The following is a 13,178-nucleotide window of genomic DNA, read 5'->3' as shown; positions in this document are numbered from 1 at the left end:
CGCCCTGTGGGCGGCCGCCCGCCACGTGCTGCCGGCGGGTTCGCCGTGGCGGCTGCCCGCCGCACCGCCGCTGCGCGGGGTGGTCGCCCTGGCGCCGATCGGGGACTTCGCGAGCGCGGTGGAGCTGGACGTCTGTTCGGGTGCGCTGCACCAGCTCCTGGGCGGCGAGGAGCACTTCGAGGCGCGGAGCGCGCACGTCGATCCGGCTCTGCTGCTGCCGACCGGGACAGCGACGGCCGTCGTCCAGGGCGTGGACGACATCACCGTGCCGCAGGCCGTCACCCGGGCGTTCGTGGAGGCGGCGGCGAAGGCCGGGGAGACGGTGGGGCTGACGCTGCTGGACGGGGTGGGGCACTTCCCGCTGATCGACCCGTCGGCCGACGCCTGCGCCGTGGTGGCCGAGGAGATCGCCCAGCTGGCCTGGTAGTACTTGCGACGGACGGCGGAGGATCCGCATCACTGCTGACGACCGGGGCGCAGGGGGACGCCTACCGTGTGAGCGTGACCGAGACGAAGACCAGAAGCCCGGAATTCCGGCTGGCCGCAGGGGCGATGGACGGCCTGCGGCAGGACCTCTTCCATGATGTGTTCGCATACCGTCCGATGGGGCCGCTGGGCACGGACGGCCCGGTGATCCGGAGGCTCCCGAAGCCGATCCGGACGCGGGCCGTCTGGTTCCCGCACGCGGTGGTGGCCGCGGTCGCGCTGATGGCCCTGCTGGGAGGCGTCTTCTCGGCGAACACCTACTCCCCGTTCGGGATCGCGACACTCATCACCGCGTTCCTGCCGGCCGCCGCGTTGATGATGACGCTGCTCCGCCCCGTCCTCGCCTTCTGGGCGTCGATCGCCCTGGTCCCGGTGACGGCCGTCGTGGGCAGCGGGGACTGGCCGTGGGCGCCTCACACCTTCGTGTGCCACCTGGGCGTCCTGATCGTCGTCGCGGCGCGGACCAGGCCGCGTACGGCGGCCTGGATGTGGGTGATCACCCTGCTCCCCGGCTTCTTCATGGCCGCCCTCGGCTCCTACGACCCCTCCTCGACCAATGGCGGCATGGCCTTCACGTCGGCGTTCGCCCTGCTCGTCGTGACGGTCGTGCAGACCCGCCGTGAGGCCCAGCGCGAGGTGACCGTGCAGCGCACCGTCACCGCCGTGGAACGCGACCGGCGCACGCTCCTGGAGGAGCGCACCACCATCGCCCGTGAGCTGCACGACGTCGTCGCCCACCACATGTCCGTCGTCGCGATCCAGGCCGAGGCCGCCCCGTACCGGGTGGACAACCCGCCGCCCGAGCTGGAGCAGGCCTTCGTCACCATCAGGGAGAACGCCGTCGCCGCGCTCACCGAACTGCGCCGGGTCCTCGGCGTCGTACGGGCCGAGGACTACGAGGCACCGGACGCCCCGCAGCCCACCCTCGCCGAGATCGACCGGCTGCTGGACAACGTCCGGGAGGCCGGGCTGGAGACGGAGAAGACGGTCACCGGCGCGGTGCGCGAGCTTCCGCAGGGCGTCGAGCTGTCGGCGTACCGGATCGTCCAGGAGGCGCTGAGCAACACGCTCCGGCACGCGCCGGGCGCCACCGCCAAGGTGGAGATCGGCTATGTGCTCGGCGGGCTGGGACTGCGCGTCGTCAACGGTCCCGCCAGGGGCCTGGTCAAGCCCTCGCCCGGCGCCGGTCACGGGATCACCGGGATGCGGGAGCGGGTCGCGATGCTGAACGGGGAGATGACGGCCGGGGCGGCACCGGACGGCGGCTACGAGGTCGCCGTGTTCCTCCCCGTCCCGGCGGCCGAGGCCGCCGCCACGAAGGGCGGCACCGCATGAACGACACCATCCGGGTCCTGATCGTCGACGACCAGATGATGGTCCGCGAGGGTTTCTCCGTGCTGCTCAACGCGATGCCCGGCATCGAGGTCGTCGGCGAGGCCGTCGACGGGCGGCAGGCGGTCGCGCAGGTCGCCGTCCTGCGGCCCGACGTGGTGCTGATGGACATCAGGATGCCGGAGCTCAACGGCATCGAGGCGACCCGTGAGATCGTCGCCGCCGACGCGGACGCCAAGGTGCTCGTGCTGACCACGTTCGACCTCGACGAGTACGTGTACCAGGCGCTGCGGGCCGGAGCCTCCGGCTTCCTGCTGAAGGACGCCTCGGCACGGCAGCTCGCCGAGGGCGTGCGGGTGGTGGCGTCCGGCGAGGCACTGCTCGCCCCGACGGTGACCCGGCGGCTGATCACCGAGTTCTCGAAGATCGCCGAGGCCCCCCGGCCGCCCGCCATGGCCAGGATCGGCGATCTCACCGAGCGGGAGACGGAGGTGCTGGTGCTGATCGCGCAGGGGCTGTCGAACCTGGAGATCGCCTCGCACCTGGTGGTCGCCGAGTCGACGATCAAGACGCACGTCAGCCGCATCCTGGTGAAGCTGGGGCTGCGGGACCGCACCCAGGCGGCCGTGTTCGCGTACGAGGCACGGCTGGTCACCCCCGGATGACGCCGCCCCCCGGATAGCGTCGGCCCATGCACGTGTCCTTCGACCCCTGGTCCCCGGCGTTCGTCGCCGACCCGTACCCCGCCTACGCCGCACTGCGGGCCACCGGCCGGGCGCACTACTTCGAGCCGACGGGGCAGTGGCTGATCCCGCACCACTCCGATGTGTCCGGGCTGCTGCGCGACCGGCGGCTGGGACGGACGTATCTGCACCGCTTCAGCCACGACGAGTTCGGCGTCACCGCCCCGCCGGCCGCCCACGAACCGTTCCACACGCTCAACGGGCACGGGATCCTCGATCTGGAGGCCCCCGACCACACCCGGATCCGGCGGCTGGTCGCCAAGGCGTTCACGCCCCGCAGGGTCGAGGCGCTCGCCCCGGTCGTGGAGCGGCTGGCCGCCGGGCTCGTCGACGACTTCGTCGAGGCCGGCGGCGGTGATCTGCTGAGCGCGGTCGCGGAGCCGCTGCCGGTGGCCGTGATCGCCGAGATGCTGGGTGTCCCGGAGGCCGACCGGGGACTGCTGCGGCCGTGGTCGGCGGCGATCTGCGGGATGTTCGAGCTGAACCCGCCGGAGGAGACCGCGTGGGCCGCCGTGCAGGCGTCGGTCGAGTTCTCGGGCTATCTGCGTGAACTGATCGGGGCACGGCGCGCGGACCCGGGGACGGATCTGATCTCCGGGCTCATCGCCGCCCATGACGACGAGGACCGGCTGACCGAGCAGGAGATCGTCTCCACCTGCGTGCTGCTGCTCAACGCCGGCCACGAGGCGACCGTCAACGCCACCGTCAACGGCTGGTGGATGCTCTTCCGGCATCCGGGGCAACTGGCCTCCCTGCGCGGCGACCACAGCCTGTTGCCGACGGCGGTGGAGGAACTGCTGCGCTATGACACCCCGGTACCCATGTTCGCGCGGTGGGTCCTGGACGACATCGAGGTCGACGGCACCGTCATCCCGCGTGGTTCGCAGGTCGCGCTGCTCTTCGCCTCGGCCAACCGGGACCCGGAGCGGTTCGCCGACGCGGAGACGCTCGACCTGTCCCGGAAGGACAACCCGCACATCTCCTTCGGCGCGGGCATCCACTACTGCCTGGGCGCTCCGCTGGCCCGCCTCGAACTGGCGGCTTCCTTCGGGGAGTTGCTGCGCAAGGCGCCCGGGATGCGGGTGACGGCCGAACCGGAGTGGAATTCCGGGTACGTGATCAGGGGGCTGCGGGAGCTACTGGTCGAGATCTGAGGCGAGGACACCCCGGCCGGTACGCGGCTGGCGGAGACGGCGGAGTTCTTCGCGTTCATGCAGACGGAAGTGGCCGGTGTCCTGGACCGGTGGCAGGAGAGCCGCAGGACGCCGGGCTGAGGCCGGCAGGCCCGGCCCCCGGACGCCGGCCGCAGGTGACACCGGCCCCTCAGATGCCGGCCGCAGGGAGTACCGGTCCTCAGGCGCCGACCGCTGGGAACACCGGTCCCTCAGGTGGCCGCCGCGCGGAGCGCCGGTCCTCAGGCGCCGGCCGCAGGGAGCACCAGTCCCCAGGCGCCGGCCCGGACCGTCCATGTGCGGGTCCTGACAGGACCCGCGACCTGTATGTCCGCGCGGTAGCGGAAGTCCGGGCCGGAGACCGTGACCGCCTTGGCCTCCAGCGTGTGCGTCTCGCCGGAGGCCGTGTGGATGACCACGTCCGCCAGCCCTCCGTCGCCCTGGGCGGTCACCGAGACGTCCTCGACCGGCCGGTCCAGGTCGTTCAGCAGGACCCCGTCCGCCTCGACCCGCAGCCGATGGGCCCGGGAGGGATCGGCGAGCGAGGGCGGCACGGGGCGGACCAGGGAGGCCACGAGGCTGCGGCAGGTGTCCCAGACCGTGTGGGGCGGACCCTGTGCGGGCCTGGCCGCCGGAATGCGCAGCTCGCCGAGGACGACTCCGTCGCTGTCGTCGACGAGCAGGTCCAGCCGGCGGGCGGCACCGTCGAGTGCCGTGCGCGCCGCCGCGACCGCGCCCCGGGGCACGCCGAGCGCGTGGGCGAGTTCCAGCGTGTGCGCAGCGCCGACCGGGATCAGGGCCAGTGCGCTGTCCGCGAGCTCCCGCTCCCGGTGGAGCTGGGACACGGCGCGCAGCAGCGCGTGGTCGTCACCGACGACGACCGGACGTCTGGAGCCCCGCCGGGACAGGGCTCTGGCGAACTCGTCAGGGCTGTCCGCGAGGCAGATCTTGGCGTGCGCGCCGGCGCTCAGCACGTCCTTCGCGATGCGCACGGACTCGCCGTCGTAGCGGCGGGCAAGGGGATCGATGAGTACCAGTAGCTGGTGGTCGCCGTCGCCGGGGGGCTCTGCAGCCGACACCTCGGTCCTTCCTCGGGTAGCATCTTGGTGCAAGAGCCCCTTGCGCTATTGCGCCAGGGGCTTCGTCTATTCCGGGGCACCCGGTTCGACGGCTCAGGCTTTGCCGTACATCGTCGTGCGGCAGGTACGACCTTTACGTACGCCCCCTGGCCTTGGACATGCCCCGCCCGGAAGGGGTGTACGCCTGTGCCCGCACTTGTGCTGCTCGGTGCTCAGTGGGGTGACGAGGGCAAGGGGAAGGCCACCGACCTCCTCGGTGGATCCGTTGACTATGTGGTGCGTTACCAGGGCGGCAACAATGCCGGCCACACGGTTGTCGTAGGCGACCAGAAGTACGCACTGCATCTCCTCCCCTCCGGAATCCTGTCGCCGGGGTGTACCCCGGTCATCGGTAACGGTGTCGTCGTCGACCCGGCGGTCCTGCTCTCCGAGCTGAGCGGTCTGAACGAGCGAGGCGTCGACACGTCCAAGCTCCTGATCAGCGGCAACGCTCATTTGATCACTCCGTACAACGTCACCGTCGACAAGGTGACGGAACGCTTCCTCGGGAAGCGCAAGATCGGCACGACCGGGCGCGGTATCGGCCCGACCTACGCCGACAAGATCAACCGGGTCGGCATCCGCGTCCAGGACCTCTACGACGAGTCGATCCTGGAGCAGAAGGTCGAAGCGGCGCTGGAGCAGAAGAACCAGCTCCTGGCCAAGGTCTTCAACCGGCGCGCGATCGAGCCCGGGAAGATCGTCGAGGAGATGCTCCAGTACGCGGAGCAGATCAAGCCGTACGTCGCCGACACGACGCTGATCCTGAACGACGCCATCGACGAGGGCAAGGTCGTCCTCTTCGAGGGCGGCCAGGGCACCCTGCTGGACGTCGACCACGGCACGTACCCCTTCGTCACCTCGTCGAACCCGACCGCGGGCGGCGCCTGCACCGGGGCCGGTGTGGGCCCGACGAAGATCAGCCGGGTCATCGGCATCCTCAAGGCCTACACCACCCGCGTCGGTGCCGGACCCTTCCCGACGGAACTTCTCGACGAGGACGGCGAGGCGCTGCGGCGGATCGGCGGCGAGCGCGGTGTCACCACCGGCCGTGACCGTCGCTGCGGCTGGTTCGACGCCCCGATCGCGCGGTACGCGACCCGTGTCAACGGCCTCACCGACTTCTTCCTGACCAAGCTGGACGTGCTGACCGGCTGGGAGCAGATCCCGGTGTGCGTGGCGTACGAGATCGACGGCAAGCGCGTCGAGGAGCTCCCCTACAGCCAGACCGACTTCCACCACGCGAAGCCGGTCTACGAGATGCTGCCGGGCTGGTCCGAGGACATCACGAAGGCCAAGACCTTCGGCGACCTGCCGAAGAACGCGCAGGCGTACGTGAAGGCGCTGGAGGAGATGTCCGGCGCACCGATCTCCGCGATCGGTGTCGGCCCCGGCCGCACCGAGACGATCGAGATCAACTCCTTCCTGTAGGGGTTTTGCTGCTCCCCCCGGGGGAAGCAGCGCGACGGCGGCCGGACCTTCTCCCGTGGAAGGTCCGGCCGTCCTTTGCTTCCGGCCGCCCTGCGCTTCCGGCCGTCTCCTGCTTCCGGCCGTCCTTTGCTCCCGGGTCCTGCCTGGGCAGATCCCCGCCCCTACCCGGGCAGGGCCCAGCCCTCCCCGCAGAGCCGCATCCCCTTCGGCGTCGCGCAGGGCAGGTGGCCGTTGGTGCGCATGATTTCCTCGCCGTAGTTGTCCAGGTAGTTCAGGAATCCGGCCACCAGGGAGTTCGCGGGCGGCGACCCGTAGGTGTACGCGTACTCGATCTCCCGGTACGGGTAGCTGCTGGTGGCGATCGTCTCGACGGACGGCGTGGTGCCGTCGATGGCTGTCCGGTGGGCGCCTTCGGGCACCGCACCGCCCCGCAGTTCGGTGTAGCCGATCGCTCCGTCGAGCTTGGCGACCTCGCTCAGCACCTGGTCCGTCCCGTCGAGTTCGCAGCGCAGGACCGGGGCATCGGCGTAGTCCTTGGTGATGCAGTCGCGCGAGGACGTGGCGGGCTCGTTGGCGCCCAGCACGCGCCGCTGGAACACCTCGCGGGTCCCCGAGTTGGCGTCCCGGCTGACGAGCCGGATGTCGAGGTCGGGGCCGCCCTCGACGACCTCGTTCCAGTTACGGACCTCACCGCGGTAGATCCGTCTGATCTGGTCGAGGGAGAGGTCCTTCACCGGCACGGTGTCATTGACGACGAGCGAGAAGAGCGAGATCGCGACCCGCTTCTCGTGCAGCTCGGTGAGAGCGGCCGGCCTGGGGCCGTCGGACAGGGCGATCATGGAAGGGGAACCGTCGGAGCCGGACTTGAGGCCGGTGGCGGCGAGCTTGCGCACACCGGCGTTGCTGCCGTGGATCTCCAGGCGGATGCCGGCACCTTCGCACTCGTCCTCGTACTTCTTCTTCAGTTCCTCCATGACCGGCTTGAACGCGGTGGAGCCGGTGACCGTGAGGGTGCCCTGGGCGCAGTCCATCGGGGGCGGGGAGTCGTCCCGTACGACGATGATCCCGGCGAGTGTGACGACGCAGGTGGTGAGGGCCACGGTGATGATCCTGGCCGCCGGTCCGAAGAGCGGGGGCTTCTCGTCGGGGCGGGCGGCCTTGTTCCGTGCCACGACACCGTCCCGGATGCCCCCGGAGACCCTGATCGGACCGCCCACGTGCGAACCGGTGAGCAGGACCAGGAGCTTGAAGTGCTCGTTGCGGTTGAGGGGGACGCGCGGCAGCCGGATCACCGAGCCGTCGTGCCGCAGGCCGGCCGCCGGGGTGAAGTGATCCATCAGGTGCTCGGCGTCCGGCGAATGGGTCACGGCGATCCCGCGGACCGTCCGTCCGGTGAACTCCGCCGTGAGGCCGTTGAGTTCACCGCGCCCGGTGTAGTCCTCGTCGCCGATCGACTGCGAGCCGTCGTTCTCGATGCGCAGCAGGACGAGGGTGGCGTCGGCCATGTCGGGGGTCTCGTTGAAGAGACCGAGCCGCACATTGGCCCGGCCCTGGCTGACTTCGCTGCCTATGGGGGTGTCCATCTGCACGCGGTAGCCGATGCGTTTGCGGCGCGGGACGCGGCGTTCGTACCAGAGCACGCCCGCCGAGGTCGCGACGCCCAGGAGGGCGGTGAGGACGGCGATGACGTTCTCGGGGGTGAACAACGGACCCATGGTGCTCGCGCTCCCTCGTGGGTGCGGTGTGCCGGATGGCTCACCGTACGGCTGGGGGCCCGGTGGTAGGTGCGCCTCCGTTTTCCTTCCGGTGAAGTTCGTCTCGCGTTCAACAAGAGTGCCGCTCGGTGCGGTCGGAGGAGCGGGAGAAGAGGCCGAGTTCTGGTCTAGACCTTGACAGGTCCAGACCATCGACGCTTGAGTGGCCGTAACCCCCCATGGCGGCGCCCGCTCAGTGCGGGCGTCGCGTCGAAGGAGTGATCACGTGGCCAAACGTGTCATGAGCCTGATCGTCGCACTGGGCGCGGTCATCGCGACGTTCGTCTTCCTCCCCGTCTCCACGGCGTCGGCCGCTGCCTGCGCCCCGGCCTGGAGCGCCTCCGCCGTCTACTGGGGCGGCAACTCCGCCTCGTACAACGGGCGCAACTGGTCGGCGAAGTGGTGGACCCAGAACGAGCGGCCCGGCACGGTGGATGTCTGGGCCGACCAGGGCAGTTGCGGCTCCGGCGGCGAGACGGACCCGGGGGAGCCGGACCCCTCGGGCTTCGTCGTGAGCGAGTCGCAGTTCAACCAGATGTTCCCGAGCCGGAACTCGTTCTACACCTACAACGGCCTCAAAGCGGCGCTGAGCGCCTACCCCGGCTTCGCCAACACCGGCAGCGACACGGTCAAGAAGCGGGAGGCGGCGGCGTTCCTCGCCAACGTCAGCCACGAGACCGGCGGCCTGGTGCACATCGTGGAGCAGAACACCGCGAACTACCCGCACTACTGCGACACCAGCCAGCCGTACGGCTGCCCGGCCGGCCAGGCCGCCTACTACGGGCGCGGACCGATCCAGCTCAGCTGGAACTTCAACTACAAGGCCGCCGGTGACGCGCTCGGTATCGACCTGCTCGGCAACCCCTGGCAGGTGGAGCAGAACGCGGCCGTGGCCTGGAAGACCGGTCTCTGGTACTGGAACACCCAGTCGGGACCCGGCACCATGACGCCGCACAACGCCATCGTGAACGGCGCCGGCTTCGGCGAGACGATCCGCTCGATCAACGGCAGCATCGAGTGCAACGGCGGCAACCCCGCCCAGGTCCAGAGCCGCATCAACAAGTTCCAGGCGTTCGTCCAGATCCTCGGCACCACCCCCGGCTCGAACCTGAGCTGCTGAACCACGGCCCCGACCCGGGGACGGGGGGCGCGTCCGGCCGGTGCCGGACGCGCCCCCCGTCGGTTTCCACGGACGGGCGGTCGGCAGGATCACACCATGGACACGGACAGCGCGGGCACCCCGCCCATGACCACCGGGGCACGCCTCGCCCTGATCGACACTGCTCCCGCCCTGCCCTTCCGTGCCCTTCCCGGCGGGGGAGGAGGGCGAGGACAGCGCCCCGGAGCCGATGGGGCAGCTCTGCAATCCGGCGGGCAGCATGCAGGTCTGGCGGGTGCCCGGGGGTTCGCGGTGGCTCGCGGTGGCTCGGGCTCACGGTGGGCCAGGCCGATCCGGACTTCCCCGTCCGGCTGCTCGCCGCAGTCGGCGGGACGGCGGACCTTCCGGGGTGAGGACCTGCCGCCCTCCGAGCAGGGCCCACCCCTGAGGTGAGTCAGAGCAGGGGCGGCTTCACCGACATCAGCAGGTGCTGGTGCGTGGCTGCCCCGGGGTCCTCCCCATGGGTGATCATGGCGCGCTGCCCCGGTCCCATCAGCTTCAGCCGGACCGTCGTGTCCTCGAAGGAGGACAGGGCGTCCATCAGATACGCCGGGTTGAAGGCCACCGTCATCCCGGCGGTACCGTCCAGGGCCGCCGGAAGCCGTTGCGAGGCCACGTCGTCCTCGAATCCCGCCTGCAGCAACACCGAGCCGTCCGGCGCGGCGGAGAACGTCATCTGCAGCGGGCTGCCGCCGTCCGCGACCACGGAGACCCGCTTCACGGCCTCCACCAGGCTCGCCCGGTCCATCGTCGCGACCGCGGGCTCCGTCATGGCGAACAGCTTGTCGTGGCGCGGCAGCCGACCGTCCAGCAGACGCACCGTCGTACGTGTCCCGGCGTGCTCGAATCCGGCCGATCCGCCGTCCACGGCGACGTCGACCTGTCCGGTCCTGCCGAGCGACCGGGCGATCTCGGCCAGCCGGCGGGCCGGGACCAGGACATCGGCCGTCACGTCCGGTGCCGTCGCCTTGAACGGCAGGCCGCGCACCGCGAAGCGGTACCGGTCGGTCGCCGCCAGCGTCATCGTGGAGCCGTCGAGTCCCAGCCGGATCCCGGTGAGCGCCGGCAGGGTGCCGTCCCGCCCCGCTGCCACCGCCACATGCGCGACCGCCGAGGCGAACTCCCCCGCGTCCACCGTCCCGCGGACCTCCGGCAGCGGCGGCAGCGAGGGGTAGTCGTCGAGAGGCAGGACCGAGAGACCGAAGCGCGAGCCGTCCGCCGTGACCGTGAGACGAGAGCCCTCCACCGCGCACTCCACGGGCCCCTCGGGCAGCACCTTGCAGATGTCGAGCAGCCGCCGGCCCATGACCAGCGCCTTGCCGGGGCGGACGGTGTGCGCCTGGGCCTCGACGCGCACGGAGGCCTCGAAGTCCGTCCCGGACACACGCAAGCGGCCGGCATCCGCATCGAGGAGGAGCCCTCCGAGGACGGGAACGGGCGAACGCACGGGCAGGACACGAGCCGCCCGGGAGACAGCATCGGTCAGTTCGCCACGCTCCATGCGGAACTCCACGGCAGGGGCCTCTCGTCCGGCGTACGACACGGTCGAGAACCACGCTAGGCGGCACCACTGACAGTCGCGGCGGACCGACGACAGCGACCACCCCCGTGAGCCGCTGCCGCCGTGCCGTCCGGACGTCCCCCGACGTCCTCGGGCCCCCGGGGCCGGGCTGCCGCGACGTCCCCCGACGTCTCCCGAACGCCCCGGAACACGCTGGGGAGTCTAGAGGGGCGGGGCGGTGGGCCGGGAGCTTCAATGCGCACTGTGTGGCCCACGACGGGTATCGGACCGCACAGCCGGGCCGGTACTCTGCACCCCGGTCCCGGGGAGGAACGGAGAAAGACGTGCGTGCGCGGGAACGGGCCGACGACGTACTGCTGATGTACCGGCTCGCACGGACCGGTGGATCACCCGAGCTGCTGCGCGGACTGGCCGGGCGGGCCGGGGGCTGGGCCGGGATCCTGGACGGTGACGGCACGGTGCTCCAGGCCGTGGGCGGGAACGCCCGGTGGCCGGGGCACGAGGCGGCCGGGCTGGCCTCCCGGGCCGCCCGGGAGTTGACGGCCCGGGGGACCGGTTCGTACTCCCTCGACACCGAGGAGTGCTCCGCGCTGCTGCTTCCCCTCGGCCGGCCGTCCGAGAAGCACGGCCCGGTCCTCGCCCTCGTCGCCCCCAAGCCGCTGCCCGGCGGACTGACCACACTGATGGCCGACGCGGTGATGCCGCTCTCCCTGTCCTGGGCCTCGGAGAGCGTCGAACGCAAACGGCGGCGGGTGGACCTGGCGGAGTCCCGGGGCCGCGAGGCCGTGCTGCACCTGCTGATGACGGGACAGCTCTCCATCGCCCACCAGGTGGCCGGCGCCCTGCGGCCGAAACTCCCCGACCCCGTACGCGTGTGCGTCGTCGAGTGCTCCGGCGGACAGCGCGACGAGGTGGCCCGGATCTGCGCGGACGTCTCCGGCGGCCGTACCTGGATCGTGCGCTGCCCGGTGTACGCCCGTCATCTGATCCTGATCGCGCCGGCGGACGAAGAAGCGGAAGCGGAGGGACCTGCGAGCGGCCGTACCCTCGGCCTGGCGATCGCCGGACTCGTGGACGACTGCGTCGTGGGCGTCAGCGAGGAGGTGCGGCTGCCCGACACGGCGACCGCCTACCAGCAGGCCTTCCACGCCCTCGCCGTCGCCCGCGGCGTACCGGGGCGCCACGCCGGATTCGGCGCCGCCCAGGAGCCCACCCTGCTCGTCGGCGCCGCCGGGGCGAGGTGGGCCGACGCCCTGCTCGAACCCCTCCTCGTCCATCTGCCGCGCCGCTCGCAGGACCCGGGCAGCCAGGAGCTGTCCGCGACCGTCGCGTCCTGGCTGGCGTTCTCCTCCCACGCCACCCAGCACCTGAAGATCCACCGCAACACCCTGGCCGCCCGGCTGAAGCTCGTCGGCGAACTCCTCGGCCTGGACCTCAACCGGCTCGCGGACCAGGCGGCCGTCGACCTGGCCCTGCGGATCAGGGCCACCCCGGCCCTGCACCGCGCCCGCCCCGAGGACCCCGCGGCGTCCGAGGACCTCGACACGGTTCTGCGCTCCCCCGGCGTCCGGAACTGGGCCGTCCAGCAGCTGCGGCTCCTGGACCGGGCCGGCCTCATGGGCGAGGAGACCCTGCGGACGTGGCTGCGCTGCGAGGCGCAACTGAGCCCGGCAGCCGCCGAACTGGGCATCTCCGTGCCCGGCGCGCGCAAACGCCTCATCCGGCTCGAAGCCCTGTTGTCCCGGTCGCTGCTCCGGACACCGAGCGCGCGTTACGACCTGTGGCTCGCGTTCCGGGCGGTGGACCTCGCGGCGTGAGCCGCTCAGCCCGTCTTCGTGTACGTCAGGCTCTTGCCGGTGACCGTGCCCTCACGGCGCAGGGTGCCGTCGGGCAGCAGCGTCAGGACGGTGGGCTCACCCGGGGCGCACGACGACATCGGTTCGCCCTCGGTGACCCGGGAGGACCCGATGCGGACGGGCCCGCCGGAGGAGGGCTCACCGTCCAGGTCGGCCTGGAAGACGCAGCGGTAGGAGCCGCCGGTGCCGAGAGGGCCCTCGGCGGTGAGGGACAGCACGGTGTCGCCCACCTCGCCCTGCTGGACGACGAGCCGGCGGGTGGAAGGGCCTCCGCCGCCTTCGACGGTCCCGGACCAGGCGCCCAGGAACCCGGCAGGGACGGCACCGTCCGCGCCCGCGCCGCCGGAACCCTTGCCGTCCGTGTGCGTGCCGCCCGTGGAGGCGCCGGCAGCGGAAGGCGGGACGGTCCCGGTACCGGACGCCGTGGAACCGCCGCTCCCACCCTGCATGAAGGCGTACACCCCGCACCCCGCACCCACCGCGACGAGCAGCGCGACACCGGCCAGCAGCAGGGTGGAGCCCGTCCTGCGGCGGCGCTCGGGTGCGGGCGGGGCGAAACGGGCCGGGGCAGGCCCGTACGGAGGAGTGGGCCCGCGGCCGTACCC

The 13,178-nt window shown here is 71.6% G+C and carries 10 protein-coding genes and 1 pseudogene; 7 read left to right on the top strand and 4 right to left on the bottom strand.

The features are described from left to right. From VN520_RS29805 to VN520_RS29790, 4 genes are all read left to right on the top strand, one after another. Positions 1–427: alpha/beta hydrolase family protein (locus VN520_RS29805; RefSeq protein ID WP_414719987.1), on the top strand; the 427-nt coding region annotated here is incomplete at its 5' end. Between the two features lie 74 nt (positions 428–501). Next, positions 502–1,821 carry a sensor histidine kinase gene (locus VN520_RS29800; RefSeq protein WP_325750051.1) on the top strand — a complete coding sequence of 440 codons (1,320 nt, stop codon included), beginning with the start codon at positions 502–504 and terminating at the stop codon, positions 1,819–1,821. Beyond that, positions 1,818–2,483, top strand: a complete 666-nt coding sequence (locus VN520_RS29795; protein ID WP_325750050.1) for a response regulator transcription factor — start codon at positions 1,818–1,820, stop codon at positions 2,481–2,483. Before VN520_RS29800 ends, VN520_RS29795 begins: the two co-directional genes overlap by 4 nt. Positions 2,484–2,509: 26 nt before the next feature. Beyond that, positions 2,510–3,715, top strand: a complete 1,206-nt coding sequence (locus tag VN520_RS29790) for a cytochrome P450 (RefSeq protein WP_325750049.1) — start codon at positions 2,510–2,512, stop codon at positions 3,713–3,715. 260 nt (positions 3,716–3,975) lie between these two features. Here the strand turns inward: VN520_RS29790 and VN520_RS29785 are convergent, their stop codons facing one another. Beyond that, the gene (locus VN520_RS29785) at positions 3,976–4,812 is read right to left on the bottom strand and encodes a diacylglycerol kinase (RefSeq protein WP_325750048.1); all 837 of its coding nucleotides are present in this window, start codon (positions 4,810–4,812) and stop codon (positions 3,976–3,978) included. 186 nt (positions 4,813–4,998) lie between these two features. Between VN520_RS29785 and VN520_RS29780 the strand changes: the two genes are divergently transcribed. Next, complete coding sequence (locus tag VN520_RS29780) at positions 4,999–6,282, top strand: adenylosuccinate synthase (protein ID WP_325750047.1); 1,284 nt, start codon at positions 4,999–5,001, stop codon at positions 6,280–6,282. Between the two features lie 161 nt (positions 6,283–6,443). On the opposite strand, the gene VN520_RS29775 is transcribed toward VN520_RS29780, so the two are convergent. After that, positions 6,444–7,997: a substrate-binding domain-containing protein gene (locus tag VN520_RS29775; protein ID WP_325750046.1), complete on the bottom strand. Its 1,554-nt coding sequence runs from the start codon at positions 7,995–7,997 to the stop codon at positions 6,444–6,446. 265 nt (positions 7,998–8,262) lie between these two features. On the opposite strand from VN520_RS29775, the gene VN520_RS29770 reads away from it, so the two are divergent. Next, positions 8,263–9,156: a glycoside hydrolase family 19 protein gene (locus tag VN520_RS29770; protein ID WP_325750045.1), complete on the top strand. Its 894-nt coding sequence runs from the start codon at positions 8,263–8,265 to the stop codon at positions 9,154–9,156. 433 nt (positions 9,157–9,589) lie between these two features. Here the strand turns inward: VN520_RS29770 and dnaN are convergent, their stop codons facing one another. Beyond that, on the bottom strand, positions 9,590–10,708 hold the full coding sequence (gene dnaN, locus VN520_RS29765; RefSeq protein WP_325750044.1) for a DNA polymerase III subunit beta: 1,119 nt from the start codon (positions 10,706–10,708) through the stop codon (positions 9,590–9,592). A gap of 368 nt (positions 10,709–11,076) precedes the next feature. On the opposite strand from dnaN, the gene VN520_RS29760 reads away from it, so the two are divergent. Continuing rightward, positions 11,077–12,534: a helix-turn-helix domain-containing protein gene (locus tag VN520_RS29760; RefSeq protein ID WP_325750052.1), complete on the top strand. Its 1,458-nt coding sequence runs from the start codon at positions 11,077–11,079 to the stop codon at positions 12,532–12,534. A gap of 5 nt (positions 12,535–12,539) precedes the next feature. On the opposite strand, the pseudogene VN520_RS29755 reads toward VN520_RS29760, so the two are convergent. Further along, positions 12,540–13,178, bottom strand: a pseudogene (locus VN520_RS29755) (serine/threonine protein kinase); the annotation flags it as partial.

It is taken from the genome of Streptomyces sp. (genome assembly GCF_035563135.1).
Taxonomy (GTDB): domain Bacteria; phylum Actinomycetota; class Actinomycetes; order Streptomycetales; family Streptomycetaceae; genus Streptomyces.
Note: the sequence above shows the minus strand (reverse complement) of the source record. Positions and strands in the feature narration are given on the sequence as shown.

Bases quoted from the DNA above. Each gene is read 5' to 3' on its own strand.
- VN520_RS29795 (WP_325750050.1), top strand. From the start codon at position 1,818: ATGAACGACACCATCCGGGTCCTGATCGTCGACGACCAGATGATGGTC.
- VN520_RS29790 (WP_325750049.1), top strand. From the start codon at position 2,510: ATGCACGTGTCCTTCGACCCCTGGTCCCCGGCGTTCGTCGCCGACCCG.
- VN520_RS29775 (WP_325750046.1), bottom strand. From the start codon at position 7,997: ATGGGTCCGTTGTTCACCCCCGAGAACGTCATCGCCGTCCTCACCGCC.
- VN520_RS29760 (WP_325750052.1), top strand. From the start codon at position 11,077: ATGTACCGGCTCGCACGGACCGGTGGATCACCCGAGCTGCTGCGCGGA.